This window comes from Sphingomonas sp. TREG-RG-20F-R18-01, assembly GCF_022662475.1.
Classification (GTDB): Bacteria; Pseudomonadota; Alphaproteobacteria; order Sphingomonadales; family Sphingomonadaceae; genus Sphingomonas.
This window is the reverse complement of sequence record NZ_JAKNQQ010000006.1, coordinates 109,992-136,640: the sequence shown is the minus strand read 5'-3', so window position 1 is coordinate 136,640 and position 26,649 is coordinate 109,992. Positions and strand designations below refer to the sequence as shown.

General features: G+C 66.6%; 23 protein-coding genes. 13 read left to right on the top strand and 10 right to left on the bottom strand.

What is annotated here, in order from left to right; genetic code table 11:
* The first annotated feature begins 58 nt into the window (after nt 1–58).
* Nucleotides 59–2,008: a peptidylprolyl isomerase gene (locus L8K25_RS16325; protein ID WP_242140037.1), complete on the top strand. Its 1,950-nt coding sequence runs from the start codon at nt 59–61 to the stop codon at nt 2,006–2,008.
* Complete coding sequence (trpE, locus tag L8K25_RS16320) at nt 1,944–3,515, top strand: anthranilate synthase component I (protein WP_242140036.1); 1,572 nt, start codon at nt 1,944–1,946, stop codon at nt 3,513–3,515. Before L8K25_RS16325 ends, trpE begins: the two co-directional genes overlap by 65 nt.
* 60 nt (nt 3,516–3,575) lie before the next feature.
* Here the strand turns inward: trpE and L8K25_RS16315 are convergent, their stop codons facing one another.
* Nucleotides 3,576–4,010 (bottom strand): hypothetical protein, encoded by a 435-nt coding sequence (locus tag L8K25_RS16315; RefSeq protein ID WP_242140186.1) that lies wholly within the window; start codon nt 4,008–4,010, stop codon nt 3,576–3,578.
* Between the two features lie 124 nt (nt 4,011–4,134).
* Here L8K25_RS16315 and L8K25_RS16310 point away from each other — a divergent pair, with 124 nt between their 5' ends.
* The 4 genes from L8K25_RS16310 to moaC are packed head-to-tail and all read left to right on the top strand — an operon-like array spanning nt 4,135 to nt 6,963.
* Nucleotides 4,135–4,719, top strand: a complete 585-nt coding sequence (locus L8K25_RS16310) for an aminodeoxychorismate/anthranilate synthase component II (protein ID WP_242140035.1) — start codon at nt 4,135–4,137, stop codon at nt 4,717–4,719.
* On the top strand, nt 4,716–5,711 hold the full coding sequence (gene trpD, locus L8K25_RS16305) for an anthranilate phosphoribosyltransferase (RefSeq protein ID WP_242140034.1): 996 nt from the start codon (nt 4,716–4,718) through the stop codon (nt 5,709–5,711). The genes L8K25_RS16310 and trpD overlap by 4 nt, the downstream gene beginning before the upstream one ends.
* Nucleotides 5,708–6,493, top strand: a complete 786-nt coding sequence (trpC, locus tag L8K25_RS16300; protein WP_242140033.1) for an indole-3-glycerol phosphate synthase TrpC — start codon at nt 5,708–5,710, stop codon at nt 6,491–6,493. Before trpD ends, trpC begins: the two co-directional genes overlap by 4 nt.
* Nucleotides 6,490–6,963, top strand: coding sequence for a cyclic pyranopterin monophosphate synthase MoaC (moaC, locus tag L8K25_RS16295; protein ID WP_242140032.1), 474 nt, complete (start codon nt 6,490–6,492; stop codon nt 6,961–6,963). The genes trpC and moaC overlap by 4 nt, the downstream gene beginning before the upstream one ends.
* A 61-nt stretch (nt 6,964–7,024) precedes the next feature.
* Here the strand turns inward: moaC and wrbA are convergent, their stop codons facing one another.
* A complete protein-coding gene (gene wrbA, locus L8K25_RS16290; protein WP_242140031.1) occupies nt 7,025–7,627 on the bottom strand; it encodes an NAD(P)H:quinone oxidoreductase in 603 nt (200 codons plus the stop codon).
* Nucleotides 7,628–7,665: 38 nt separating this feature from the next.
* Nucleotides 7,666–8,364 carry a pirin family protein gene (locus L8K25_RS16285; protein ID WP_242140030.1) on the bottom strand — a complete coding sequence of 233 codons (699 nt, stop codon included), beginning with the start codon at nt 8,362–8,364 and terminating at the stop codon, nt 7,666–7,668.
* A gap of 135 nt (nt 8,365–8,499) precedes the next feature.
* On the opposite strand from L8K25_RS16285, the gene L8K25_RS16280 reads away from it, so the two are divergent.
* From L8K25_RS16280 to L8K25_RS16265, 4 genes are all read left to right on the top strand, one after another.
* On the top strand, nt 8,500–9,402 hold the full coding sequence (locus L8K25_RS16280) for a LysR family transcriptional regulator (RefSeq protein ID WP_242140029.1): 903 nt from the start codon (nt 8,500–8,502) through the stop codon (nt 9,400–9,402).
* A gap of 157 nt (nt 9,403–9,559) precedes the next feature.
* Nucleotides 9,560–10,264, top strand: a complete 705-nt coding sequence (locus tag L8K25_RS16275) for a response regulator transcription factor (RefSeq protein WP_010163146.1) — start codon at nt 9,560–9,562, stop codon at nt 10,262–10,264.
* Nucleotides 10,265–10,505: 241 nt separating this feature from the next.
* A complete protein-coding gene (locus L8K25_RS16270; RefSeq protein WP_242140028.1) occupies nt 10,506–12,677 on the top strand; it encodes an alkaline phosphatase family protein in 2,172 nt (723 codons plus the stop codon).
* Nucleotides 12,677–13,351, top strand: a complete 675-nt coding sequence (locus tag L8K25_RS16265) for a hypothetical protein (protein WP_242140027.1) — start codon at nt 12,677–12,679, stop codon at nt 13,349–13,351. Before L8K25_RS16270 ends, L8K25_RS16265 begins: the two co-directional genes overlap by 1 nt.
* A gap of 131 nt (nt 13,352–13,482) precedes the next feature.
* Here L8K25_RS16265 and L8K25_RS16260 read toward each other — a convergent pair whose 3' ends face one another.
* A complete protein-coding gene (locus tag L8K25_RS16260) occupies nt 13,483–15,159 on the bottom strand; it encodes an amidohydrolase (RefSeq protein ID WP_242140026.1) in 1,677 nt (558 codons plus the stop codon).
* Nucleotides 15,160–15,309: 150 nt separating this feature from the next.
* Here L8K25_RS16260 and L8K25_RS16255 point away from each other — a divergent pair, with 150 nt between their 5' ends.
* Both L8K25_RS16255 and L8K25_RS16250 read left to right on the top strand, forming a co-directional pair.
* On the top strand, nt 15,310–16,557 hold the full coding sequence (locus L8K25_RS16255; protein ID WP_242140185.1) for a threonine ammonia-lyase: 1,248 nt from the start codon (nt 15,310–15,312) through the stop codon (nt 16,555–16,557).
* Nucleotides 16,558–16,733: 176 nt separating this feature from the next.
* Nucleotides 16,734–17,537 (top strand): arginyltransferase, encoded by an 804-nt coding sequence (locus L8K25_RS16250; protein ID WP_242140025.1) that lies wholly within the window; start codon nt 16,734–16,736, stop codon nt 17,535–17,537.
* A 43-nt stretch (nt 17,538–17,580) separates the two neighbouring features.
* On the opposite strand, the gene L8K25_RS16245 is transcribed toward L8K25_RS16250, so the two are convergent.
* The 5 genes from L8K25_RS16245 to L8K25_RS16225 all read right to left on the bottom strand — a co-directional run bounded on the left by L8K25_RS16245 (nt 17,581) and on the right by L8K25_RS16225 (nt 23,832).
* Entirely contained in the window at nt 17,581–18,390 is an 810-nt protein-coding gene (locus L8K25_RS16245; RefSeq protein ID WP_242140024.1) for a transglutaminase family protein, read from the bottom strand.
* On the bottom strand, nt 18,390–19,325 hold the full coding sequence (locus L8K25_RS16240) for an alpha-E domain-containing protein (protein WP_242140023.1): 936 nt from the start codon (nt 19,323–19,325) through the stop codon (nt 18,390–18,392). The genes L8K25_RS16245 and L8K25_RS16240 overlap by 1 nt, the downstream gene beginning before the upstream one ends.
* On the bottom strand, nt 19,325–20,827 hold the full coding sequence (locus L8K25_RS16235; protein ID WP_242140184.1) for a circularly permuted type 2 ATP-grasp protein: 1,503 nt from the start codon (nt 20,825–20,827) through the stop codon (nt 19,325–19,327). Before L8K25_RS16235 ends, L8K25_RS16240 begins: the two co-directional genes overlap by 1 nt.
* An 81-nt stretch (nt 20,828–20,908) precedes the next feature.
* Nucleotides 20,909–21,760, bottom strand: a complete 852-nt coding sequence (gene bla / locus L8K25_RS16230) for a subclass B3 metallo-beta-lactamase (RefSeq protein ID WP_242140022.1) — start codon at nt 21,758–21,760, stop codon at nt 20,909–20,911.
* Nucleotides 21,757–23,832, bottom strand: coding sequence for a thioredoxin family protein (locus L8K25_RS16225; protein ID WP_242140021.1), 2,076 nt, complete (start codon nt 23,830–23,832; stop codon nt 21,757–21,759). Before L8K25_RS16225 ends, bla begins: the two co-directional genes overlap by 4 nt.
* A 97-nt stretch (nt 23,833–23,929) precedes the next feature.
* Here L8K25_RS16225 and L8K25_RS16220 point away from each other — a divergent pair, with 97 nt between their 5' ends.
* The gene (locus L8K25_RS16220) at nt 23,930–25,555 is read left to right on the top strand and encodes an alkaline phosphatase family protein (RefSeq protein ID WP_242140183.1); all 1,626 of its coding nucleotides are present in this window, start codon (nt 23,930–23,932) and stop codon (nt 25,553–25,555) included.
* A gap of 43 nt (nt 25,556–25,598) precedes the next feature.
* On the opposite strand, the gene L8K25_RS16215 is transcribed toward L8K25_RS16220, so the two are convergent.
* Nucleotides 25,599–26,543: a right-handed parallel beta-helix repeat-containing protein gene (locus tag L8K25_RS16215; protein ID WP_242140020.1), complete on the bottom strand. Its 945-nt coding sequence runs from the start codon at nt 26,541–26,543 to the stop codon at nt 25,599–25,601.
* Between the last annotated feature and the right edge of the window lie 106 nt (nt 26,544–26,649).

Below are 26,649 nucleotides of genomic sequence, written 5' to 3'. Positions count from 1 at the left end.
CTGCCCGTAAAGCAACCCCTCTTCGTCCCTTACCACGACAGATCGGCCGACCCCGACCATGCTCAGTTTTTTCCGTCGAATGATCCGCCACCCGCTCGGCGGCGCGGTTGCGCTCGGCTTCGTTGCCTTGCTCGGACTCGCCTTCGTGCTGTCGGACCATTCGGGTCAGTCGGCGGGGAGCACGGTCAATGCCGCCGACGTCGCGGTCAAGGTCGGCAGCAAGACGATCACGATCAGCGAACTGCGCGCAGCGGTCGCGCGCGACGTCGACAGTTACCGGCAGCAGCAGCCGACGCTCGATACCCAGCAGTTCGTCGCGGGCGGCGGGTTCGAGGCCACGCTCGAGCGACTGATCGATTCGACCGCCTTCCGGCAATATGCCCAGGCCCAGGGGATGGTCGTGAGCAAGCGCGCGGTCGACGGGTTGATCGCCAGCCAGCCCGGGCTCGCCGGCCTCGACGGCAAGTTCAGCCAGGAAAAGTATGAGCAAGTGCTGCGCCAGATCGGGATGACCGACGCCGACGTGCGCCTGCAGACGACCGATCAGATCCTCACCCGCCAACTGCTGCTCTCGCCGATCCAGGCGAAGCAGGTGCCTGCCGGCCTCGCGGTGCCCTATGCCAATCTCCTGCTCGAAAAGCGCAGCGGCCAGATCGGCTTCATTCCCGCGGCGACGCTGGCCGCCGGCCCCGCGCCGACCGATGCGGAACTGACCACCTTCTATGCGCGTACCCTGGGCAAGTATCGCCTGCCCGAGCGGCGCATCATCCGTTACGCGACGGTAACCCCGGCGTCCGTCGCCGGCCAGGCCACGCCGAGCGATGCGGACATCGCCGCTGCATATCGCGCCCAGGCGCAGAAGTTCGCTGCCGCCGAACTGCGCACGATCGTCCAGGTCGTCGTCGGCGACCAGGCCGCGGCGAACGCGCTGGTCGCGAAGGTTCGCGGCGGGACGTCGATCGAGCAGGCGGCCCGCGCCGCTGGCCTGGAACCGGCGACGATCAAGGACACCCAAAAGGCCGCGTTCGCCGGGCAGTCTTCGCCCGAAATTGCCAATGCCGTCTTCGCCGCGAAGGCGGGCGACGTCGTCGGTCCTCTGCGCGCGCCGCTCGGCTTCGTCGTCGCCAAGATCACGACCGTTCGGACGCAGGCGGCCAAGTCGCTCGCCGAAGCGACCCCCGAACTGAAGGCGGCGCTGGCGCCGCAGCGGACCACCGCGCTGCTTACCGAGAAGCGCAACGCGTTCGACGATGCGCTGGGCAAGACGAGTTTCGACGGGATCGTCGCCAAGAACCAGCTGACCGCGCAGAGCACCCAACCGCTCACCGCGACCGGACAGAATGTCGACACCCCGACCGTCAAGCCCGATCCGGCGCTCACCCCGATCCTCGCCGCGGCTTTCGCCGCGTCGCCGGGCGACCAGCCGCAGACGGTGCCGCTTGGCCCGGATGGCAGCTTCGCGCTGGTCACGCTCGAGAAGGTCATCCCCGCCGCGCCGCGCCCGCTGGCCCAGATCCGCGAGACCGTTGTGCGCGATTTCCAGCTCAGTCGGGCCGAGCGCGCCGCGCATGACGTCGCCGCCAAGGTGGTCGCGGCGGCCAATGCGGGCACGCCCCTGTCCCAAGCGCTCGCGGCGACCGGGCTCAAGCTGCCGCCGCTCCAGCCCGTGACCGGTCCGCGCGCCGCGCTCATCGGCAACCCGCAGCGCGTCCCCCCGCCGCTCGCGCTGATGTTCGCCATGGCCGCGAAGAGCACCAAGCTGCTCGAAGCCCCCGACAAGTCGGGCTGGGTGATCGTGCACCTCGACAGCATCACGCCGGGCAATGCGCAAGGCAATGCCAAGGTCATCACGGGCACGCAGAGCGACATCGGCAACGTCGTCGGCCGCGAATATGTGACGCAATTCGGCAAGGCCGTGCAGAATGCGATCGGGACGTCGCGCAATGCGAAGGCGATCGCGTCGCTCAAGGCCGAGCTGCTGGGCATCACCAGTGCCAGCCAGCCCTGATCGCGCGGGCGCCGCCGCGGCGCGAGCCGCGCTCGCGGCGGGGCGTCCGGCGTTGCTGTGGCAACGCCAGATCGCCGACACCGAAACGCCCGTCGCTGCCGCGCTCAAGCTGATAGAGCCCGGGCGGGGCGACTTCCTGCTCGAATCGGTCGAAGGCGGCGAGACACGCGGGCGGCACAGCCTGATCGGGCTGGCGCCGGATCTGGTGTTCCGCGCGCACGGCGCGCAAGCCGAGATCAACGCCGCATGGCTGACCGATCGCGCAGCGTTCGCGCCTTGCCCCGATGCGACGCTGGACGCCCTGCGAGGCCTGGTCGAATCCTGCCGGATGGACGTACCCACGGATCTGCCCCGCGCGCTCGCCTGCCTGGTCGGCTATTTCGGCTATGAGACGATCGGACTGGTCGAACGGTTGCCGCGCCCGGCTAAGGATGCGCTCGGGTTGCCCGACATGATCTTCGTTCGGCCAACGGTGATCCTGATCTTCGATCGGCTCGCCGACGCATTGTTCCTCGTGTCCCCGGTCTGGCCGGATCCCGCGCGGGATCCCGACGCGATCGTCGCCGCCGCGATCGATCGGATCGATGCGACGGCCGCGCGACTGGCGACGGCGCCGTTACCCGCCCCGGTCCGCACCGATGCGAGCGATGCCATCGCCCTCACCTCGACGCTCGCGCCGGGTCGCTATGCCGAGATGGTGGCTCGCGCAAAGGACTATATCGTCGCGGGCGACATCTTTCAGGTCGTGCTGGCGCAGCGGTTCACCGCGCCGTTTCCCTTGCCGCCGTTCGAGCTGTACCGCGCGCTGCGGCGGATCAATCCCTCGCCCTTCCTGTATCACCTCGATCTGCCGGGCTTCGCGTTGACCGGCTCCTCGCCCGAGATCCTGGTCCGCGTCCGCGACGGCGAAGTCACGATCCGCCCGATCGCCGGCACCCGCCCGCGCGGCAAGACCGCCGCCGAGGACGAAGCGAACCGTACCAGCCTGCTCGCCGATCCCAAGGAGCGCGCCGAGCATCTGATGCTGCTCGATCTCGGACGGAACGACGTCGGCCGCGTGGCGGAGGCGGGCAGCGTCACGGTGACGGCGAGTTACACGACCGAGTTCTACAGCCACGTGATGCACATCGTGTCGAACGTCATCGGACGTCTTGCCCCTGGCAAGGATGCGCTGGACGCGCTGTTCGCCGGGTTTCCGGCGGGCACGGTCTCCGGCGCGCCGAAAGTGCGGGCCTGCGAGATCATCGCCGAACTGGAAGATGCGGTGCGCGGTCCTTACGCCGGCGGGGTCGGTTATTTCTCGCCCGACGGGTCGATGGACTCGTGCATAGTGCTGCGAACCGCGGTGGTGAAGGACGGGATGATGCACGTACAAGCCGGCGCGGGCATCGTCGCCGACAGCGAGGCCACCTATGAACAGCGCGAGTGCGAGGCCAAGGCCGGGGCGTTGCTGGCGGCTGCGCGCGAGGCGCTTGCGCGCGCGAACGCGGCTGGTTTCGGACAATAAGCGCGCACGGCAATCGGTCCGTCATCCCGGTATTGCCGGGGTGACGGACCGGAGCCCGTGTTACGGAATGAGGCGTTCCTGCCGCTTCGCCTCGGCCTTCTCGGCCGCATATTGCTCGGCCCGCATCTTCGCGCAGCCCGTCTGTCCGCCCGAGCCTACCGGCGAGCACGTATCCGGCAAGCCCCCCGCGCGGCGACCCGCGTCGTCCGCCACCGCGGTGCGGTTCACCCAGCTCTGGTTCTGCGCCGGGATCGGCTTGTCGTCGCGCAGTTCCTTGGGAATGCGGTAGGGCTCGCCGACGCGCGCGCAGACTACGATCTCCGCATCCGGATCGGACGACTTCGGGCAGGCCTGGTTGCCGGTCAGCGTGATCGAGCGGATCCGCTGCGGCGGTTTGCCCGACTCGGCCTGTTGCGCACCGGCAGGAGTCGACTGGGCAACCGCGGCGGCGGGCACGGCGGCCAGCAAGCCGAGCAAGGCGAAAGTGCGCAACATCATTAATTCTCCTGAGGCCGTACCAACGTGTGCCGCGCAAGGTTGATCCACCCTGAACCGCGTCTTTCCACCCCTTAGCCGCGTACCCGTTGTGATAGATGTCCAAACACGGTAGCGGCGCGAGATGATCCTCGTCATCGACAATTACGACAGCTTTACGTGGAACCTTGTCCATTATCTGATGGAGCTGGGGGCCGAGGTGAAGGTCGTCCGCAACGACGCATTGACCGCCGCCGACGCCATGGCGAGCAACGCACAAGGGTTCCTGATCTCGCCCGGTCCCAAGACCCCCGATGAGGCGGGCATATCGCTCGATCTGGTCGCCGCCTGCGCGGAAACCGCGCGGCCGCTGCTCGGCGTCTGCCTCGGCCATCAGGCGATCGGCCAGCATTTCGGCGGCACGGTCGTGCGCGGCGGACTGATGCACGGCAAGACCTCACCGGTCACGCACGACGGCAGCGGGGTATTTGCCGGGCTCCCCTCGCCATTCATCGCAACCCGCTATCACTCGCTGATCGTCAAGGACTTGCCCGACACGCTGGTCGCCAACGCACACGCCGACGATGGGTCAGTCATGGGCGTGCGGCACCATAGCCTGCCGATTCACGGGGTGCAGTTCCATCCCGAAAGCATCGCGACCGAACATGGCCACGCCATGCTCGCCAACTTCCTCGCCGACGCCGGCATCGCTGCCAAGGCGGTCGCATGAGCACGCTCGCGTTGCTGCCCGATCCGTCGACCCCGCTCAGCCGGGAGACGGCAGCGCAGGCCTTCGCCGATCTGCTCGACGGCCATGTTCCGGAAGCGGCGATCGCCGCCTTCCTGATCGGCCTGACCGAGCGCGGCGAGACGAGCATCGAAATCGCCGAAGCTGCCCGCGCCTTGCGCAACCGCCTGATCCCAATCGCTGCGCCCGAGGGTGCGATCGACGTATGCGGGACGGGCGGAGACGGGCACCACACGCTCAATGTCTCGACCGCCGTAGCGATCGTGGTCGCCAGCACGGGCGTTCCCGTCGCCAAGCACGGCAATCGCGCGGCGTCGTCCAAGGCGGGCGCGGCGGATACGCTCGAGGCGCTTGGCCTCGACATGGAGCGCGCCGGTGCGAGCGCCGAGGCGAGCCTGCAGGACATCGGCATCGCCTTCCTGTTCGCGGCGAACCACCACCCGGCGATGAAGCGCATCACGCCGATCCGGCAGCGGATCGGTCGGCGTACGATCTTCAACCTGATGGGCCCGCTGGCCAATCCGGCCGGTGTCACGCGGCAGCTGATCGGAATCGCACGGCCCGACTATGCCGCGACCTATGCCGCCGCGCTGGAACAGCTCGGGACCGAGGCTGCGCTGGTGGTCTCGGGGGAGGAAGGACTGGACGAAGTCTCCTGCGCCGGCCCGACCCTGGCAGTCAGCGTCGGCCAGGCTTCGCTGCCCGATCGCATCGCGCCGGAAGACGCAGGCCTTCCGCGCCATCCGATCACCGCGATCGTCGGCGGCGACCCTGCCTATAACGCCGCCGCGCTACGGCGTCTGTTGACCGGCGAGACCGGCGCGTATCGCGACGCGGTGCTGATCAACGCGGCCGCTGCGCTGATCGTCGCCGGGACGGCCCGGACCCTCGCCGAAGGCGTTGCCCTCGCCGCGGAAGCGCTCGACACGCGCGCCGCCAATGCCCTGCTCGATCGCTGGATCGCTTATTCATGACCGATATCCTCAACCGCATCCTCGAGACCAAGCGCGCCGACGTTGCCGCGCGCAAGGCGACGATCCCGATGTCCGAACTCGACGCGCGCATGGCCGCGCAGAGCAAGCCGCGCGGGTTTCGCGCCGCGCTCGACACCAAGGCGAAGACCGGGCTCGCGCTGATTGCCGAGATCAAGAAGGCCAGCCCGTCCAAGGGCCTGATCCGCGAAGACTTCGATCCTCCCGCACATGCCGCGGCCTATGCTGCCGGGGGGGCCGCCTGTCTCTCGGTGCTGACCGACGAAGCCTGGTTTCAGGGGTCGGATGCGTATCTGATCGCGGCACGCGCCGCGTGCGACCTGCCGGTTCTGCGCAAGGATTTCATGGTCGATCCTTGGCAGGTTCCCGAATCACGCGGGCTTGGCGCCGATGCGATCCTGCTGATCATGGCGGCGCTCGACGACGGCCTGCTTGCCGAGATCGAGGCGAGCGCGCTCGAATGCGGGATGGACGTGCTGGTCGAGGTCCATACCCCCGACGAAATGGAGCGCGCGATGAAGCTCAAGTCGCGGCTGATCGGCGTCAATAACCGCGATCTGCGGACCTTTACGGTCGACTTCGCGCGAACCTACGAGCTGGTGTCCAAGGCCCCCAGGAACTGCACGTTCGTCGCCGAAAGCGGATTGACGACGCGCGCCGATCTGGATGCGATGGCCGAGCACGATATTCGCTGTTTCCTGATCGGCGAGGCGCTGATGCGCCAGGTCGACGTCGAGGCTGCGACGCGGGCACTGATCGGATGAGCGGGCTGACGCATCTGGATGCCGCCGGTGCGGCGCATATGGTCGATGTCGGCGGCAAGGTTCCGACACGGCGCGAGGCGGTTGCCCAGGGACGGATCGACATGGCCCCCGAAGCGGTACGCGCGATCCGCGACGGGGCCGCGATCAAGGGCGACGTCCTGGCGGTTGCCCGCGTCGCCGGCATCATGGGCGCAAAGAAGACCAGCGATCTGATTCCACTCTGCCATCCCCTGCCGCTGACCCGCGTGGCGATCGAGCTTGCCGTCGACGATGCCGGCGTCATGGCCAGGGCGACGGCCGCGACCGACGGCAAGACCGGCGTGGAGATGGAGGCGCTGACCGCGGTCACCGTCGCGCTGCTGACGATCTACGACATGGCGAAGGCGATCGACAAGGCAATGACCATTCGCGACGTCCAGTTGCTGACCAAGATCGGCGGCAAGTCCGGCGACTGGGCCCGCCCCGAATGACGAAATGGGGGACAGCCATGCTGCCCCCCGCCCCGGCTTCTGCCCTAAGCCGGGCTTTCGCTCAGCCGAACAGCTTCGTTGCCGTCTCGGCGATCCGCTTGCCCTGATAGCGCGCGCCGTCGAGTTCCTCGGCAGCGGGTTGACGGCTGCCGTCGCCATCGGCGATCGTCGTCGCACCATAAGGCGTGCCGCCGAGAACCTTCTCGACCCCCATCTGGCCCTTGAAGCCATAGTCGAGCCCGACGATCGTCATGCCGTGATGCAGCAGATTGGTGATGATCGAGAACAGGGTCGTCTCCTGCCCGCCGTGCTGGCTGGCGGTCGAGGTGAACGCGCCGCCGACCTTGCCGATCAGCTTGCCACCGAACCAGAGAGCGCCTGTCGTATCCCAGAACGCCGCCATCTGCGCGGGCATCCGGCCATAACGGGTCGGCGCACCGACGATGATCGCATCATAATCAGCAAGCGCGTCGGGCCCCTCGATCAGGGGATGTGCGGTATCGGTCTTGAAATGCGCAGCGGCGACGACCTCTTGCGGTGCAGTTTCCGCGACACGGCGGATATCGACCTCGGCACCGGCCGAACGCGCGCCTTCCGCGACGGCATCCGCCATCTGCTCGATGTGACCGTATGACGAGTAATAGAGTACGAGAACCTTGGCCATGGGAACGTCCTTATGCTGGGGTGGAACGGCGATGAACTTTATTCGGAGTCGACGAGGACCAGTTCTGCATCCTCGATCGCGGTGATCGTCACGGTCTGGCCGCCATCCATGGCCGCGCCGTCACGCGCCTTGAACGTCTGGCCATCGATCTCGATCAATCCCGTCGCGGGAACCAGATAGGCGTGTCGGCCGGGCAGAACCTCGTGCGTGATCGTCTCGCCGGCGCGAACCATGGCGGCAAGCACCCGCGCCTCGGCGCGGATCGGCAGCGCACCGGTGTCCTCGGCGAAGCCGCTGGCCAAGGTGACGAACTGGCCCGAGCGGTCGTCCTTCGGGAAGGGCTTGGCGCCCCAGGACGGGGATCCGCCGGTGCGGCTGGGCTCGATCCAGATCTGGAAGATCGTGGTCTGCTCGGATTCTAGATTATACTCGGCATGACGCACGCCGGTGCCGGCACTCATCACCTGCACGTCGCCTGCGCCGGTGCGCCCCTCGTTCCCGAGCGAATCCTTGTGGGTGATGGCACCTTTGCGGACGTAGGTAATGATTTCCATGTCGCGATGGGGATGCGGCGGGAACCCACTGTTGGCGGCGATCTCGTCGTCATTCCACACGCGAATCGCGCCCCAGCCCATCCGGGCGGGCTCGTAATAGTTGGCGAAAGAGAAATGATGGCGCGCGTTCAGCCAGCCATGATTGGCGTGACCCAGGCTCTCGAAGGACCTCTTCTCGATCATGCTATGTCTCCAAGGGAATGATGCATTCCGTTATGAGCAAGATAAGCCCTCTCATCGCATCGTAAATGGAAACACTGGAAACCGATCGTTTCCGTCGGTAAGGGTTACGCGGCCGTATCGATTGGAGCTTGCTGCATGCGTCTTCCCGACCTCGAAGCCTGGGCAATCTTTGCCAGCGTGGTCGAATACCGTTCGTTCAGCGGCGCCGCCGATGCGATCGGTGTCTCGAAGGCGACCGTTTCGAAGGCGGTGACCCGGCTCGAGGCGCATCTCGGCCAGTCGCTGTTCCATCGGACCTCGCGACGCCTGACGCTGACCGAAAACGGCAAGGCCCTGGCGGAGCACGCCGCGCGGATCCTCGCCGAGGCGACCGCCGCGGAGGAAGCCGCACTGGACGCGGCGAGCGCCCCGACCGGACTGGTCCGGGTCGCTGCGCCGATGTCGCTTGGACTGCTCGCGATCGCCCCGGTGATCGCGGATTTCCTGGTGCTCAACCCGGGGATCGAGATCGACCTGCATCTGTCGGACGCGCGCGTCGACATCGTTGCCGAAGGCTTCGACATCGCGTTGCGCATCGCGACGCTTCCCGACAGTTCGCTCCGGTCCCGCAAACTCGCGGACATGCGGATGCATGTCGTCGCCGCGCCGGCCTATCTCGCCGCACACGGGCGCCCGCTCCATCCCGGACAGCTCGGCGAGCATCGCTGTTTCGCCTATACCAACGTCACCTCGCCATGGCGCTTCGTCGGACCCGACGGGACCGAAGTGTCGGTACGCCTGAACGGCCCGCTCGCCACCAACAGCGGCGAGGCGATGCTGCCGGCACTCCGGCGTGGGCTGGGCATCGCAATGCTCCCGGAATTCATCGTCGCGGAAGACCTGGCGGCCGGGCGGATCGAAATCATTCTCGCGGACTGGGCGCCGCATACGGGTGCGCTGCACCTGATGACACCGCCCGGCACGCTACGCCCCGCACGGGTCGAGGGGCTGATTTCCTTCCTGACCGACCGCCTGAAATCGATCTGCGTTCAGGGCTGATCCGCGCGACTCGGGGCCAGCTCCTAGACGACTCGCGGATTACCGCGGCTTAATCGCAAATTAACCTTTTGCCTTCATCACTGTTGAGGTTAATAGTTACTGCGAAGGTCGGTCGGGCCACGGGAGGTACCGACGCCTTGAAACGGGGAACAGCAAGATGCGTGTGCTGCTGATCGAAGACGAGCCGACGACCGCAAAAGCGATCGAGCTGATGCTGACGGCCGAAGGCTTCAACGTCTATACGACTGACCTTGGCGAGGAAGGCCTCGATCTCGGCAAACTGTATGATTACGACATCATCCTGCTCGACCTCAATTTGCCCGACATGCACGGTTACGACGTACTCAAGCGGCTTCGCGTCGCGCGTGTCCAAACCCCGGTGCTGATCCTTTCGGGCATCAACGAAATGGACTCGAAGGTCCGCTCGTTCGGCTTCGGCGCGGACGATTACGTGACCAAGCCGTTCCACCGCGAGGAACTGACCGCGCGCATTCACGCGGTCGTCCGTCGCTCCAAGGGGCACAGCCAGTCGGTCATCCGCACCGGCAAGCTCGCGGTCAACCTCGACGCCAAGACGGTGGAGGTCGATGGCTCGCGCGTTCACCTGACGGGCAAGGAATATGCGATGCTCGAGCTGCTCAGCTTGCGCAAGGGCACGACCCTGACCAAGGAAATGTTCCTCAACCACCTGTATGGCGGGATGGACGAGCCCGAACTGAAGATCATCGACGTGTTCATCTGCAAGCTGCGCAAGAAGCTGAGCATGGCCTGCGAAGGCGAGAATTACATCGAGACCGTCTGGGGTCGTGGCTATGTGCTGCGCGAGCCCGACGAAATGCTGGAATCCGCCGAAGTCGCCTAGTCGCGGCGGGGCCAGATCCTGACAGCCAAGGTACAGCAGCGTGACACCCCGTGTCGCGCGCCTTGGCTTGTCTTGCCGGTCGCGCGCGTGATCGGCATGCCCTTCAAAAAATGACACCGAACCAACTATTTGCGTGACAAATTCTTTACCATAAGTCACGCAGTAGTCATGTTTGCCGCTTAACTGCACCTATCGCCTGCCGCCGATGCCGTGTGGCTGGTTCACTTGTGGGGCTTCTATCATGAAAAAGCATTCGGCGTTGGCGGCACTATGTGCGACCAGTCTCATCCTGGCGGGTTGCAGCGGCGGCGGATCCACCACGACCCCCACGCCCACCCCGACCCCGACGCCGACCCCCACACCGACCCCCGCCGTCGCCGCGGTCCGCACGATCGTAATGGTCTGGGATGGCCTACGCCCGGATGACGTCAATGCGACCGACACGCCCAACCTGCTCGCGCTGCAACAGAGCGGCGTGAACTTCCAGGACAACCATTCGACCTACCCGACCTTCACGATGATGAACGGGTCGTCGTTCGCGACCGGTTCCTTCCCGAAGACCTCGGGCTTCTACGGCAACACCTTCTGGACGCCGCCGCAGGGCGCGGGGAACACGATTCCGGCGGGCAAGACCGCGTCGGGTTCGACGCAGAGCTATACCGATCCGGTCTTCACCGAGGATTATCAGGTCCTCACCACGCTCAACGATTATTACGGCGGCCAGCTGCTACTCGTGAAGAGCCTGTTCGCGACGGCACAGGCCGGCGGCCTGGCCACCGCCGCGATCGGCAAGTCGGGCGCCGCGTATATTCAGGATCTCGGCAAGGGCGGCGTGTTCCTCGACGAGAACACGGTGCAGCCACGGAGCCTCGTCACGGAATTGCAGGCCGCCAACATCGCGCTGCCGACCAACGTCGTGAACAATTATTCGGGCACGGACGCGGTCACGCTGGCAGGCACGAACGGCACGCCGACCGCGCGGGCCGGATACGTCACGTTCGATACGACCGCTTATGATCCCAACGGGGCGATCACGGTACCGTCGCGCGATTCGACCGACACGAGCCAGGGCGCGCCCGAGGACGCGGCGAACAAATACATGCTCAACGTCTTCACGTCGTACATCCTGCCCCAGAAGAAGCCGATGCTGTCGCTGATTTGGTTCCGCACCCCGGACAACGTCGAGCACGGTTATGGCCCGGGCAGCGCCAATGCGCGCGCCGGCCTGCGGTCGCAGGATGCGCGACTGGGCGAGCTGATGGCCGCGCTTAAGGCGCAGGGCCTCGACACGACGACGAACATCGTCGTCGTATCGGACCATGCGCATTCCAGCGTCTCTGGCCCGCTCAACCTGTATCCCCTGCGCGCGATCAATCCCTCGGGGACCGCTCCGAATGGCCCGACCGTCAACGGCGCGACCAGCGGGACCAGCGCTGCGAGCTTGGGCGGGCTCAATTCCTCCGGATATTCCTTCTCCGGCGATGTCCGCTCGGCCGACTTGCTGACCTATCGCGGGTTCAAGGCCTATGATGGCAGCGGCTGCTCGGTCAGCGCGATGTACGGCATTTCGGCGACCGGCACGCCGACCGTACCCGTACGGGTCGACACCAGCACGACGATGTGCGGCGCCACCAGCTCGACCAAATACCAGGCGATCAGCGCAACCGGCAGCTTCCGCGTCCCTGCCCCCGGCAGCCTGCCTACGAACGGCATCGTCGTCGCGGCCAATGGCGGATCGGATTACTTCTACGTCCCCAGCCACGACCTGACGACGATCCGCAACCTCGTCACCTTCCTGCAACAGCGCGAGGAATATGGCGCAGTGTTCGTCGACAGCCGCTACGGGGCGATCCCGGGCACCCTCCAGATGAGCCAGGTCAACCTCGAGAACGCGACCCGCAGCGGCAACGGTCAACCCGACGTCGTGGTCTCGTTCAATTGGGACGATCAGGCGACCATTCAGGGCAAGTTCGGCATCGAGTTCGAAAGCACCGGTGGCCAGCGTGGCATGCACGGCAGCTTCAGCCCGATCGACGTCCACAACACGCTGATCGCGGCGGGCCCGTCGTTCCGCAAGGGCGCCACCGTCACGACGCCGACCGGCAACGTCGACGTCGCGCCGACGGTGGCCTATCTGCTGCGGCTCGCCATGCCGCAGGCCGATGGCCGCATCATCAACGAAGCGCTGGTGACGCCTGCAAGCGCCTCGACGCCGACCATCGCGGCGTCGTCGATCGCCCCGACCGCACCGGCGACCGGGCTCCAGTTCGAAACGCCGCTCGACCCGACCGGCACGACCAAGGACACGTCGTTGCCGCTGGGCACCTATACGATCTCGTTGCAGGTCAAGGATCTGACGATCGACGGCAAGACCTATCGCTACTTCGACTACGCCAAGGCAACGCGCCAGTAATGCGCATTTCCGTACCGAAGCTGGCTTCCATCGCGCTTCCCCTACTTGCCCTGGCGACCACGCCGGGGCAGGCGGCGCAGGCCCCGCGCGGGCTCGTCTTTGATCGCGTGTTCGGCGCAGCGGGCGAGCCGGGCTTCCTGCACTATCGCGTCCTCTATGCTGCCAACGGGGCGGTTCACCATCTCGACGTGTGGCGCGATCATGATCGCCGGATCAAGCGCGTGACCGATCAGGCGCTCGCGACCTACGCCAGCCGCAAGGCGGGCGAGGTCGGCTACACGCTCAAGGTGCTCGACCTGAAACGCCGGATCAGCACCACGATCGACCGGACCAATTTGTACCGGATCGGATCCTTCACCGACTGGTACGATCTCGGGCACGGGCTGCGCCATCCAAAGGGCGCGTATCGTCTGACGCTGGAGACAACGGGCCCCGCGGGCATGCCGCGGATCGCGCGGCCCTGCCGCTGGTACGCGCTGGCCGAGGGCAATCGCACGACGCATATCTGCTGGGACGACCGGGCCAAGCTGCCGCTGCTGATCGCACCGGCAAGCGGCCCACCGGTATGGCGAGTCACCGCGATTGATCAGGGCGCGATACCGGCGGCGACCTTCGTCGCGGACGATCGCGGCTTCATCAAGAACGACGCCAACCGCGATATCGAAGCGGACTGACGCACGGGCGCAGGCGACTTGGGCGTGCTCGACGATTGCGGGTTTCGACGATGTTGGCAGGCGTCCGTCCTGCCTCTTCCGGGAACGGGCGAACTACGACGAAACTCGTGCGATAGCGACGAGCCCGTTCGCTACGGTCGCACGAACACCTTCTCGCCGCCGACCCAGGTCTGCTCCACCTTGGTCGCGCGCAAGTCGCTCGGGCTCGCGAGCAACGGATCGCGGTCGACGATGATGAAGTCCGCACGCTGACCCACACCGAGCCGTCCGAACTTCTCCTCGGCGAACCCGGCATAGGCCGCAGCGCCCGTGAACGCCCACCATGCCTGTTCACGAGTCACGCGTTCCTCCGGGCGCCAGCCACCATAAGGCTGGCCGTCCGCACCCTGCCGGGTAAAAGCGGTAGCCCATCCCGCAAAAGCATCGGGTGCCTCGACCGGATAGTCCGAACCGAACGCCAGCGTCGCGCCGTTGCGCAACATCGAATTCCACGCATAGGCGCCTGCCAGCCGGGCCGGCCCAAGCCGTGCTTCCGCCATCGTGCGGTCACTGGTCGCGTGGGTCGGCTGCATCGAGGCGATGATACCATTCTTGCCGAAGCGCGGCAGGTCGGCGGGATCGACGACCTGCGCGTGCTCGATCCGCCAGCGCCGGTCGCCGGTATAGGTGCCTACCATATCGTCGATCGCGCCTAGTACCTCGGCATTGGCGCGGTCCCCGATCGCATGGACCGCGACCTGATAATGATCGACCGCGGCGCGGCTCATCAGGTTGCGGATCACGTCGTCGGACATGAACCCCGCCCCCGACTGCCCGGGTGCGTCGCTATACGGCGCCTTGAGCCACGCGCCGCGCGAGCCGAGCGCGCCATCGGCATACAGCTTCACCCCGCCCATTCGCAGCTTGTCGGCATACAGCCACGGCGTCGGGCCAGATCCTCCGATCTTGATGGCGGTTTCGATCCCGAAGGCATAGCTCATGATGCGGATGCGCAAGGCGCCGACATCGCCCGCGCGGCGATAGCTGAGCCAGTCGTCCATCGTGCTGCCCATGTCGCTGGTGCCGGTGATGCCATGGCTGAGCAGGATTTCCTGCGCCTTCAGGAACGCGAAGTCGCGCTCCTTGGGCAGCGGCTGCGGGGCGGCCTTCTCCACCAGATCGCGCGCGGAATCGACGAACACGCCGTTGGGTTGCGCACCCGTCTTCTCGATCCGGCCGCCCGCCGGGGCAAGCGTCCTGCTGGTGATACCGGCCGCCTTCATCGCCGCGCTGTTCGCCCAGCCGGCATGCCCGTCCGCCCGCTGCAGCCAGACCGGCCGATCGCTCACCACGGCGTCGAGATCGGCAGCGGTCGGGAATCGTCCGAGCTTCCACGCTTCCTGGTTCCACCCGCCGCCGACGATCCATTTGCGGTCGGGGTTGGCGGCGGCATAAGCGGCGATACGGGCCTTCGCATCCTCGAGCGACGTCGCCGCGGACAGGTCGAGTTCGAGCGCGCGGAACCCGAGTTTCATCACATGGCCATGCGCATCGATGAACCCCGGCAGCAGCACCTTGCCGTGCTCATCCGCGCGCCAATCGAGCTTTACCGGACGCTTCTCGTTTTCCGCCAGAAGCTTCACCACCTTGCCATCGGGCGACATGACCAAGCCCGTAAAGCGGATCACCTTGCCGTCCTTGTCCATGCTGATCCCGTTGACATTGTCGATCAGGGCGTCGGCCCTGGCGAGGGACGGGACGAGTGCCGCGAGGAACGCCGTGGCGGAAAGCAGCGCGGCTGCAGAACGAAGCGGGAAAGGGCTGACCATGGGCTTGCGATAAGGCGTGTTCCTTCATCGCGCCAGATAGTCTAGGCGACGGGCGCTCCCTTCTGTGCCGAGCCTGTCGACGCACCGTCGCCCAACGACGTGGGAAAGCAAGGCTGCCCTCCCAGGCTCGGGGGCGAACGGAAGTGAATGATGGCAACGCAAGCGAAGTCCGAAACCCTCCCCGTCACCCTCGCCGACGTCGAAGCCGCGCACATGCGCATTTCGGACCAGATCGTTCGCACGCCATGCTTCATCAGCCGCACCCTGTCCGAGCTGACCGGCGCGACCGTCTACCTCAAGTTCGAGAACCTGCAGTTCACCGCGGCCTATAAGGAGCGCGGCGCGCTCAATACGCTGTTGCAACTGCCGCCCGAGACCGCTGGGGTGATCGCTGCCTCGGCCGGCAACCATGCCCAGGGCCTTGCCTATCACGCCAACCGCCTCGGCATCCCGGCGACCATCGTCATGCCCACGAACACCCCGATCGTGAAGATCACGCAGACCGAGGGCCATGGCGCGACCGTCGTCCTGCACGGCGACACGTTCGACGCAGCCTATGCCCATGCGCGCGAACTGGAGGCCGAATGCGGGCTGACCTTCGTCCATCCGTTTGACGACGCCCGTGTCATTGCGGGCCAGGGCACGACTGCACTGGAGATGCTGCAGGACGTTCCGCAGATCGACACCTTCCTGACGCCGATCGGTGGGGGTGGCCTGATCTCGGGCATGGCGGTCGTGGCGGAAGCCGCTTCACGCAGGCCGGGCGGCCACCGGATCGAGGTAGTCGGGGTCGAGGCGGAGCTGTTCCCGTCGATGTACAACCGCATCAACGGCACCACCATGCCGTGCGCGGGCGACACGCTCGCCGAGGGGATCGCGGTCAAGGAACCCGGCGCGCTGACGTCGCACATGGTCGAAGCGCTGGTCGACGACATCGTCCTGGTCAGCGAGCGCAGCCTCGAACAGGCGGTCAGCCTGTTGTTGCAGATCGAGAAGACCGTGGTGGAAGGTGCCGGAGCGGCCGGGCTAGCCGCCTTGCTGCAACATCCGGGACGGTTCGCGGGGCGGACCGTCGGCGTCGTGCTGTGCGGCGGCAATATCGATACGCGATTGCTGGCGAACGTCCTGTTGCGCGATCTCGCCCGCTCGGGACGGCTCGCGCGCCTGCGGATCCGGTTGCAGGATCAACCCGGGGCGCTGTTCAACGTCGCCCGGATCTTCGATGCCCAACGCGTCAACATTCTGGAACTGTCCCACCAGCGGATTTTCACCAAGCTGCCGGCCAAGGGTCTGTTCCTCGACGTCGAGTGCGAAACCCGCGACCGTGCGCATCTCGATCGGTTGACCGATGCGCTGCAGGTGGCAGGTTATACGGTAACGCCGGTTGAACTTGCCTGAACATGGTTTGTTAACCAGATCGTCAGCAATTGATCGCTAGACTGATTGGCATTCGAGCGGCCCGGTGAAATCGCATTTTCATGAAACGTACTTTCCATCGGGCCGAGGACCTTTCATAACGCCATGCATGGCTGGAATTGCGGACCGCACCTTCCCGCTGCAGAGGACACTATCCGGTGACTGCGCCTTTTCGCTTTCCGCGCTTCTTCGTCACCAGCCCTGCCCCTTGCCCGTATCTGCCGGGTCGCCAGGAGCGGAAGGTCTTCACCGAGCTGCGTGGTGAGCAGGCGAGCGATCTGAACGACGCGCTCGGGCGGATCGGGTTTCGTCGCAGCCAGTCGGTTGCCTATCGCCCCAGCTGTGCCGGCTGCACGGCGTGCGTATCGGTGCGCGTCGTCACCGCGGATTTCGAGGCTAACGCCACGCAGCGCAAGCAATTGCGGCGCAACAGCGACCTGGAAGTCACCGCCTGCCGTCCCTGGGCGACCGACGAGCAATTCCAGCTGCTAAGCCGGTATCTCGGCTCGCGACACCCGGGCGGCGGCATGGCCGAAATGGATGAAGGCGATTATGCCGACATGGTCGAGCATTCGCCGGTCAACAGTTTCATCGTCGAATATCGCGAACCTGCCAAGAACGGCGAGCGCGGCAGGCTGGTCGGCGCTTGTCTCACCGACCAGCAGGCGGATGGTCTGTCGATGATCTATTCGTTTTTCGAGACCGACGATGCCGCCCGGTCGGGGCTGGGGAATCTCATCATTCTCGATCATATCCTGCGGGCACGCGCGGTCGGGCTGCCGTATGTCTATCTCGGCTATTGGGTCAAAGGCTCGCCGCGGATGCAGTATAAGATCCGCTACCGGCCGATCGAGGCGCTAGGACCCAAGGGCTGGAGCCTGCTGGTCGACGAAGATGCCGAGTTCGCACCGCCGGCGGAGAAATATGCGGTGATGACGGACCAGTTGGCGGGGACCCGGTAACGGGCTTGCCCGGCGCATCGCTGCCCGAACCGGGCAGCCGGCGCTACTGCCCGTTTCCGCCGACGTGCAGATCCACGTCGAGCGTTTCCACGCCCTCGCCCAGCCGCGATCCCGCCACCGGTGCGGCACCGGCTGAGTCGAGCGCCACCGCCACGCGGACATAGGCTTCGTCGGCGCTCAACCCGGTCGAGGGATCGAACGCGACCCAGCCCAGGCGATCGACATATGCCTCGACCCATCCATGCGGCGCGGGACGTCCATCCGCCTTGGCCTGGCATACCGGGCTATACCCGGACACGTAGCGCGCCGCCACGCCCAGCGTGCGCGCGGCCGCGAGGAACACCTGGGCGAGATCCCGCGAACTCACCGCCCCCTCGGCGAACGCTTCGGTCGCGGTGCGACCTGCGATCGGCCGGCCATGATCCAGCGCGAACCGACGCTTGATCGCGATGTTGAGCGCATGCAGCCGTGCCACCGGGTCAGTCTCGGTGATACCGGCGGCGAAGGCGGCGATCTCCGCATCGGCCAGAGTCAGCGGCGTCGTGCGGAGGAATACGGCGGGCGGCAGCGCTTCGTGCGCGCCATGGACGATGCCGTTCGACCGATGCGTCAGCACTTCACCCGAGACCGCGATCTCGATGTCCGAGATCGGCCCGGCGACATACAGCATGGTGATACGATTGCCGAACCCATCGCGGCCATGCCGCATCCGCGCATCGCAATCGACATGCAGGTTCCACCCCGCGACCGACTGGTCATGCGTATCCTCCGGGATCAGCCGGAGCATCTGCGTGAGACGGGCCTGCGGCGCGGTAAAGCGATACGTCGTGCGATGATCGACCGATAACCGCATCAGCTGAACTTGAACTGCCGACCGACCGCCAGGTGCAGACGGTCGTTCTCGGCGATGAAGCCCTGCAAATACTGATGCAGGCCGCCGGCGATCACTTCGCCGGACTTGGTCCGCGCGATCCGCGCCTGGCGCGCGCGCGCCATGCGGTCCGCCTCGCCGTGCAGCCCGGTCCGCTTGGCCAGCAGGTTCAGGATGTCGACCGCTTCTTCGACCGAGGCCGCAAGGCTGCGCGGAAGTTCCGCGCGTGCGATCAGCAGGTCGATCACGTTGGAGGGCCTCAGCCCCTCCGAATAGAGCCAGCGATACGCCGTCACGGCGGACACGGTCTGGAGGATCGTCGTCCATTGATCGCGGTCGACGACCCCGCCCACCCGCTCGCCCTCGGGCAGGAGGATGTGATATTTCACGTCGAGCAGCCGCGCGGTGTTGTCGGCGCGTTCGATCGCCTGCCCCAGGCGGATGAACCAGGTCGTCTGGTTGCGCAGCATCCGGTGGATCGCCCCCTCGAACCCGCGTGTCTCCGCCTTGACCGCCTCGACCAGATTGAGCGTCGCCATCGCGCTTCCGGCGCTCGCGCGGCGGTCGAAGATCAGCCAGGCGCCGTTGATCGCGGTCCAAGCCTCCCGCGTCAGCGCGGTGCGCACCGCCCGGGCATTGTTGCGCGCCATATCGAGCGCCCGCACGATCGAACCCGGGTGGCTCGAATCGAGCGTCATGAACCGCGCGACGTTGCTCTTCGTGATCGCCTGCCCAGAGGCAGCGAACGCGGTGTCGGTCTCCGTCACCGCCAACGCGGACGCCCAGGCCGCCTCGCCCGCGGGACGCGGCGACAGCACGTCGAGCCGCACCGTCGCCTCCACCAGTCGTGCGATGAAATCGGCGCGCTCGACATAACGGCCGAGCCAATACAGGGAGGATGCGGTCCGACTGAGCATCAGAGCGGCTGCCCGAGGGTCTGGACCTGCGCCTGGCCGAGCGCATCCGACACCTGCGCCTGCGCCCCCGCGCCATTGTCCATCAGTACGAAGCTATCCTTGGTCCCGCCGCCCTGCGACGAATTGACGACGAGCGATCCTTCCTTGAGCGCCACCCGGGTCAGGCCACCGGGAACGACCTGCACGCCCTTCGAGCCAGTCAGCACGAACGGTCGGAAGTCGACGTGACGCGGCGCCAGTCCCGCATCCGCCAAGGTCGGCACGGTCGACAGCGCCAGCGTCGGCTGCGCGATATAGCGATGCGGTTCGGCGATCAGCGCGGCGCGGAACGTCTCGATCTCGGCCTTGGTCGCGGTCGGACCGACCAGCATGCCGTAGCCGCCCGACCCGTCGACCAGCTTCACGACGACGTGTTCCAGATTTTCGAGTACATATTTCAGCGACTGCGGCTCCCGGCAGCGCCACGTCTCGACATTGCGCAGCTTCGGCTCGCCGCCGGAATAGAAGCGTACGATTTCTGGCATGTACGAATAGATCGCCTTGTCATCGGCGATCCCGTTGCCGGGCGCGTTGAGCAAGGCGACGTTGCCCGCGGCATAGGCGGCAATGAGCCCGGGCACACCCAGCATCGAATCCGGCCGGAAGACCAGCGGGTCGAGATAGTCGTCGTCGATCCGCCGGTAGATCACATCGACCTTCACCAGTCCCGCGATCGTCCGCATCCACACGACGTCGTCGTCGACCACCAGGTCGGCCGCCTCGACCAGTTCGACGCCCATCGAATCGGCGAGGAAGCTGTGCTCGTAATAAGCCGAGTTGTAATGTCCCGGCGTCAGCACGACACACACCGGGGCAGCGACGCCGCTCGGCGCGACCGACTTCATCGTCTCGAGCAGCTTGTCCGGATAGGAATCGACCGCCGCCACGCGGAACGACCGGAACAGTTCCGGACACAGCCGCAGCATCGCCTCCCGGTTCTCCAGCATGTAGCTGACCCCTGACGGCGTGCGCGCATTGTCCTCGAGTACATAGAAGTCGTCCGGCCCGGTCCGCACCAGATCGATCCCGCAGATATGCGCCCAGATGTCGTGCGGCGGCCGGATGCCCGCAATCTCGGGGCGGAATTGCGGATTGCCGAAGATCAGATCCGCCGGCAGCACGCCTTCTGCCAGGATCCGACGTTCACCGTAGATGTCGTGCAGGAACGCATTGATCGCCTCGACCCGCTGTACCAGCCCCTCGGAGAGCCGAGTCCATTCGTCGGCAAGGAAAATCCGGGGAACGATGTCGAACGGGATGATGCGCTCGCTGGCATCGCTGTCGCCATAGACCGCGAACGTGATGCCGAGCTGGCGGAACGTGGCCTCGGCAGATTGCTGACGTCGGCGCAATTCGTTGGAGGGCGTGGTCTCGATCCACTCGCCAAGCGCGGCGAGTTCGGACCGCGGGATCGTGCTCCCGCCATTTCCCATGATTTCGTCGAACGCCTGCCCTATCCCCATCGAACGATAAAGCCCCCAACTGCGTGCGGGTTCCATGCTGCGATGGATTGTTGCGGCGCACAAGCGGATTTCGCGCGTGGATCAGCGCTTGCGTCGCGTATCCAATGCAGCGGCATAGTCCGTCCGGGCCGCCGCGACGATACCGGGGAGGATCGTCGGGTCTACGAACGCCTGCGCATCCCCGTCATCCCGCCGGGCTGCACGTTCCAGAACGTCCGCGATCTCGGGATGCATCGGCAGGACGATGTCGGCATGCAACGCGGCCAATCGATCGAAACTGTGGCGATAGTCGCTATCGATCCCCGGATAGGCCCGGTTGTTGACGAGATGATTGCCCGCGACCGTGATGCTGCACGGGAACACGACCTGCAGCGACCGCCCGCCGTCCACGATGGGGAGCGACCAGGTGGTGCAGCCGGGGGTATGGCCCGGCGTCAACACCGCGGTGATCGCGATCCGGCCGACGCGAACCTGTTCGCCGTCGCCGACGACCCGATCGACCGCAACCGAGGGGAAACGGGTAAAGCCGTTGTCGTTGTCGGCCTCATGCCGTCCGCGCCGGAGCGCGGTCGTATCCCCGGCGGACGACACCACCCTTGCCCCGCTCCATCGCCGCAATTCGGCGAAGGCGGCGGCATGGTCGAAATGCGCGTGCGAGTTGAGAATCCATTTTACCTGTCGCGGCTGAACGCCGATCGCGACCAGGTTGCGTTCGACCTGCCCCGCCTCCTTCGCCATCGGGCCGCTGACGAGGATCGTCCCTTCCCGCGCAACGATCGCATAGACCGCCAGCCCGCGCGTACCGACGTACCAAATCGGCCCCGCCACCTTGAACGGCTTGATCGGTTGCGACCAGGACGGCGGCGCGTCGATTGCGGCGGTCGTCAACAGCAGCATCGGCGCGCAAAGCGCTGCGAGGATCCAGGGTTTCATAATCCGACCAGCATCGCAGAGGTCAGCACTTGCGGCAAGACGCGTGGCTCGGCGACGCCCGGGGCATAATAGAGGTACAGCGGAACGCCTGCGCGATTATGCGCCTCGATGAAACGCCCCATCATCGGATCGCCGTTGGTCCAGTCTCCGATCAGGACCGCGACCTTGTGATCGGCAAATGCCTTGCGGGTAGCATCGGTCTCGATCGCGATCTTCTCGTTGACCTTGCAGGTCAGGCACCAGTCGGCGGTGAAATAAACGAAGACCGGCCGTCCTTCCTTTTGCAACGCGGCCAGCCGTGCCTCGCTAAACGGTTCCGCCCCGCCGGGCGCGAGTGCGGGTGCGCCGATGGCATCCGGGTGCTGCCCAGCGATCAGCCACGCCCCGGCCACGACGGTCGCCAGTAGTAGCGCGCTGAGCACCACGCCGATCGCAAGGCCCCTCGCCTGCCGCGCGCCCGCGATCCACAGCAGCACCGCCATCCCGAAAGCCACGACCAGACCGATCGCCATGCCATTGACCCCCGCCTCATGCCCGAGCACCCAGGCCAGCGCGATGGCGGTCAGCCACATCGGGATTGCCAGGATCCGCCGGAACGTCTCCATCCACAGCCCCGGCTTCGGCAGCCGCCGCCGCAATGCAGGTATGAACCCAAGCGCTAGGAATGGCAGCGCCAGCCCGATCCCCAGTCCGGCGAATACCGCCAGCGCCGCCGCCCACGGCAGCACCAGGGCCGCCCCCAGTGCCGCCCCCATGAATGGCCCGGTGCAGGGCGTTGCAATGAACGCCGCGAGCGCGCCGGTCGCGAATGCCCCGCCCGCGCCCCCGCTGCGGTTGACGAAGGCGGGTGTCGGGATTTCGAACAGCCCGCTGAGGTTGAGCGCGAGCGCGACGGTCAGCAGCAACAGCACGACGATCGCCTGCGGATCCTGCAACTGGAACGCCCAGCCGACCGCCGTCCCCCCGGCACGCAACGCCAGGATCACCCCACCGAGGGCGACGCAGACCGCGATCACGCCCGCGGCATAGGCCAGCGCCTCGTGCCGCGCGGCGCGTTCGTCGAGATGGCCCCGCGCCAGGCTGAGCGCCTTCAGGCTGAGGATCGGGAAGACGCAGGGCATGATGTTCAGAATCAATCCACCGAGCACCGCCCCGGCAAAGGCAAGGAGCGTCGCGGTCGCGACGCTCGCGCCGCCGAGCGATTGCCCCGACGCCGGCGCCGTGTGCGATGCGGCCACCGTACCCGCCGCGGCGGTGACGACGAGCCCTTGCCGCGCCCCGATCTGCAGGACGCCCTGTAATGCGGTGCCGGCAGCCGCCGGCGTTGTCGCCGCATTGGTTTCGATCAGGATCCGGTCGCCGTCCTGGGTCACCGTCTGCGCCGCGGCATAATCGATCATCCCGGTGGTGATCGGGTAGAAATAGGCCTTCGTCAGCGCCGCGCCCGCCGGATACGGCACTGCGATGCGGATCCGGCCGTTCCCGGTCTGATAGGTCGCGCGTGCGTCGAGCGGTTTCGGCACCGCACGCCGCCACGCGTCGAACCGTGCGCGGGCCTGCGGCGTGATCGTACCGTCGCCGACGACCAGGTCGATCGACAAATCCGCCGATTCGGGAACGCAGACTTCAGCCGAGCAGACGAGGTAATTGGTCTTCAACCGCACCGGCAGCGGCGTTCCGACCGCCAGCCCGGCCGGGATCTTCAGCGTGACCAACGGCGCATAGGGACGCTCGAACACGTAGTTCATCAGGTCCGCGACGATCAGGGTTCCCGGAACGGGATAGGCAGGCTCGGTCGCGCTCGCTCCCTTGGGCAGTGTCCAGTCGAGCTTTGCCGGGAAGCCCGCATCGCCGGGATTCTGCCAATAGCCGTGCCATCCCGGCGCCGGGACACTTGCCAGCGCGAGGGTCACGCTCGTGCCCGCCATCGGCCGATCGCTCTCGGCGACCAGCGTGATCTTCAGATGCGTGCCCGCGCCCGCGGGATCCAGCGTCGCCGCCTGAGCCTGCGCCGCGCTTCCCACGAGCAACAGCGCGAATAGCGTAACCACAACGTCGTGAAACCAGCGCATCGCACGTCCTTGTCGAGCCCGAACCCTCGGGCCATAGCGGCGAAGTCTGCCCGCCGTCCAATTCGGAGAATCCGTCGTGAAACGAACCGCGTCCATCCTGGCGATCGCTCTGTCCCTGGCGGGCGCACCGCTCGCCGCGCAGAATGCGCCGGCACGGGGTGCCGCCGCAACTCCGCCCAAGCTGATCGTCGTGATCTCGGTCGATCAGTTCTCGGCAGACCTGTTCGGTGAATATCGCGGATCGTTTACCGGCGGCCTCGCGCGTCTGCAGAAGGGCGCGGTCTTCCCGAGCGGGTATCAGAGCCACGCCGCGACCGAAACCTGCCCGGGTCACTCGACCATCCTGACCGGCTTTCGGCCCGAGCACACCGGTATCATCGCGAACAACTGGATCGACCTCTCGGTCGCGCGCGCCGACAAGACGGTGTATTGCGCGGAGGACGAAACCATCCCCGGCACCACGCATGACGGCAACTACACCGTGTCCGACAAGCATCTGCTTGTGCCCACGCTGGGCGAGCGGATGAAGGCCGCCAACCCCAGGGTGCGGGTCGTGTCGGTTGCGGGCAAGGATCGCGCCGCGGTGATGATGGGCGGCCATACCGTCGACGAGCTCTGGTGGTGGAACGGCAAGGCAATGGTCAGCTACGCCGGTCGCGCCACGCCACCCGTCGTCGCCCGCGCCAATGCCGCGATCGCGGCACGGATCGCCGCCCCGCAGGCGGCGCTCGACGTTCCAGAGATCTGCAAGCCACACGACCGCGCGATCCCGCTCGGCGCGGGCAAGACCGTCGGCGCAGGACATTTCGCGCGCGATGCTGGCAATGCCAGCGCCTTCCGCGCCTCCCCCGCCTTCGACGGCGCGGTCGTCGCGCTGGCTGCCGGGCTGGTCCAGGACATGAAGCTCGGCCAGGGCGATACGACCGACATCATCGACGTCGGTGCCTCCGCGACCGATTACATCGGCCATACCTACGGCACCGAAGGCGCCGAAATGTGCATCCAGCTCCAGCAGCTCGATGCGACGCTCGGCTCGTTCTTCGACGTGCTCGACCGGACCGGAGTCGATTATGAGCTGGTGCTGACCGCCGACCACGGCGGCAACGACATTCCCGAACGCGAAATCGACGCCGGGCTGCCCGATGCCCAGCGCGCCAAGATCGCGCTCGCGCCGTTGATCGTGGGCAGGGAGATCGCGGCGAAGCTCGGGATCGCCAAGCCGGTGCTGTTCGGCGACATCCCCAATGGCGACGTCTATCTCGCGCGCGACATCACGCTCGCGCAGCGGCGCGCGGTGCAGGACGCAGCGGTCGCCTATTACAAGGCGAACCCGCAGGTCGCCGAAGTGTTCACCGCCGCGCAGATCGTGGCCACGCCTGCGCCCAAGGGACCGCCGGAGAAATGGTCGATGATCCAGCGTGCCCGGGCGTCGTACAAGGTCGGGCGTTCGGGCGAGCTGATCGTCTTCCTCAAGCCCCGCGTGACGCCGATTCCCGATCCGACCAAGGGCTATGTCGCGACGCACGGCAGCCCGTACGACTATGACCGCCGCGTACCGATCCTGTTCTGGCGCAAGGGGATGACCGGGTTCGAGCATCCCGGCAGCATCGAGACGGTCGACATCGCGCCGACGCTGGCCCGCCAGATCGGGCTGACGCTAGTCGCGCCCAAGGTCGACGGCAAGTGCCTCGATCTCGCCCGTGCGGGCGCACCCTGCCGCTAGCGGCGCATGCCGGAAGGGCGGCGCTGGCGGTGGTCCCGCGCCGTCAGCGCGTCTCGAACGCGCGCACGCCAGGACCGAGCCGGTTGGCCGCCATGACCAGCCTGGCGCGGCTATAGTCCGCCACGAAAGCAGGGCTGCGTGTCTCCCCCGGCGCCAGCCGCGCGTCGTTTGCCTCGACCCGCAGGCCGGCCGACGGATAGGTCCTGGCCTCGGCGCCCACCACGACGAAGCCGGTCCAATTCTCCTTGTTGCGACCTTGGACGAAGGTGTTGCCCGCGATCAGCCCGGTTGCGCCCTCCGGCAGGTCGATCATGTAGTTGGTCCTGGTGCCCTGCGTGTCGTCGAAGCTGTCGTCGGTGATCGTCACGTGCGGGACGCGCAACTTGACGTAATGCCCGCCGGTGCCGCGTTCGAAGCGCGACCGGGTGATCGTGACGCTGCCCTGGTTGGCAAGGTAGATCGCGTGCGCGCAGTCGGTCGACTGGTCGCATTGCCCAAGCCCCGCGAAGCTCGAATGGTCGATCACGATCGTCTGGCGCGACGGATGCCCGCCGAGGATCCCCTCCTGGCTGTCGAGAAACGTCGCGTTGCGCACCGTCAGATCGCCGATCTCGGTACGGATCCCCGCGCCATTGCCATCCGCGACGCGCATCTTGCGGAACACGATCCCGTCGACGACCGATCCCTGCCCGCGCAGCACGAACGCCGCCTTGCCCTCGCAGGTCGTGCCCTCGAAGATCACGCTACCTGGCGTCGCCGCCTTGAAGGTGACGACGCCGCCGGCCTGCACCGTGCATTGATGATAGACACCCGGCGCGATCAGGATCGTCGCCGTGCCCATCCGCACCGATTGCACCGCGGCATCGATCGTGTCGAAACCCTGCCCGGTTTCCACGATCGTAAACGGTGCGGCCCTGGGCGCGGCGACGGCGGGCATGGCAGCGAGCGCGGCAAGCGTCAGGACCAGCAGCGGGGCGAAACGGCGCATCAGGGGACTCCATCACGAACGACGCGTCCGGCTTGCCGCACTGGCACGCCACCGCAAGCCGGTTGATCGCGCCACGTCTCGCGCTGGGACAGGCGCTGCTCCTTCG

What these genes read in the sequence shown, in the direction of transcription:
- L8K25_RS16225 (WP_242140021.1), bottom strand. Translation starts at nt 23,832, where the DNA reads ATGCGCTGGTTTCACGACGTTGTGGTTACGCTATTCGCGCTGTTGCTC.
- bla (WP_242140022.1), bottom strand. Translation starts at nt 21,760, where the DNA reads ATGAAACCCTGGATCCTCGCAGCGCTTTGCGCGCCGATGCTGCTGTTG.
- trpC (WP_242140033.1), top strand. Translation starts at nt 5,708, where the DNA reads ATGACCGATATCCTCAACCGCATCCTCGAGACCAAGCGCGCCGACGTT.
- L8K25_RS16280 (WP_242140029.1), top strand. Translation starts at nt 8,500, where the DNA reads ATGCGTCTTCCCGACCTCGAAGCCTGGGCAATCTTTGCCAGCGTGGTC.
- L8K25_RS16255 (WP_242140185.1), top strand. Translation starts at nt 15,310, where the DNA reads ATGGCAACGCAAGCGAAGTCCGAAACCCTCCCCGTCACCCTCGCCGAC.
- L8K25_RS16270 (WP_242140028.1), top strand. Translation starts at nt 10,506, where the DNA reads ATGAAAAAGCATTCGGCGTTGGCGGCACTATGTGCGACCAGTCTCATC.
- L8K25_RS16325 (WP_242140037.1), top strand. Translation starts at nt 59, where the DNA reads ATGCTCAGTTTTTTCCGTCGAATGATCCGCCACCCGCTCGGCGGCGCG.
- L8K25_RS16245 (WP_242140024.1), bottom strand. Translation starts at nt 18,390, where the DNA reads ATGCGGTTATCGGTCGATCATCGCACGACGTATCGCTTTACCGCGCCG.
- moaC (WP_242140032.1), top strand. Translation starts at nt 6,490, where the DNA reads ATGAGCGGGCTGACGCATCTGGATGCCGCCGGTGCGGCGCATATGGTC.
- trpE (WP_242140036.1), top strand. Translation starts at nt 1,944, where the DNA reads ATGCGAAGGCGATCGCGTCGCTCAAGGCCGAGCTGCTGGGCATCACCA.
- L8K25_RS16235 (WP_242140184.1), bottom strand. Translation starts at nt 20,827, where the DNA reads ATGGGGATAGGGCAGGCGTTCGACGAAATCATGGGAAATGGCGGGAGC.
- L8K25_RS16265 (WP_242140027.1), top strand. Translation starts at nt 12,677, where the DNA reads ATGCGCATTTCCGTACCGAAGCTGGCTTCCATCGCGCTTCCCCTACTT.
- L8K25_RS16315 (WP_242140186.1), bottom strand. Translation starts at nt 4,010, where the DNA reads ATGTTGCGCACTTTCGCCTTGCTCGGCTTGCTGGCCGCCGTGCCCGCC.
- L8K25_RS16260 (WP_242140026.1), bottom strand. Translation starts at nt 15,159, where the DNA reads ATGGTCAGCCCTTTCCCGCTTCGTTCTGCAGCCGCGCTGCTTTCCGCC.
- wrbA (WP_242140031.1), bottom strand. Translation starts at nt 7,627, where the DNA reads ATGGCCAAGGTTCTCGTACTCTATTACTCGTCATACGGTCACATCGAG.
- L8K25_RS16310 (WP_242140035.1), top strand. Translation starts at nt 4,135, where the DNA reads ATGATCCTCGTCATCGACAATTACGACAGCTTTACGTGGAACCTTGTC.
- L8K25_RS16275 (WP_010163146.1), top strand. Translation starts at nt 9,560, where the DNA reads ATGCGTGTGCTGCTGATCGAAGACGAGCCGACGACCGCAAAAGCGATC.
- L8K25_RS16215 (WP_242140020.1), bottom strand. Translation starts at nt 26,543, where the DNA reads ATGCGCCGTTTCGCCCCGCTGCTGGTCCTGACGCTTGCCGCGCTCGCT.
- L8K25_RS16240 (WP_242140023.1), bottom strand. Translation starts at nt 19,325, where the DNA reads ATGCTCAGTCGGACCGCATCCTCCCTGTATTGGCTCGGCCGTTATGTC.
- L8K25_RS16285 (WP_242140030.1), bottom strand. Translation starts at nt 8,364, where the DNA reads ATGATCGAGAAGAGGTCCTTCGAGAGCCTGGGTCACGCCAATCATGGC.
- trpD (WP_242140034.1), top strand. Translation starts at nt 4,716, where the DNA reads ATGAGCACGCTCGCGTTGCTGCCCGATCCGTCGACCCCGCTCAGCCGG.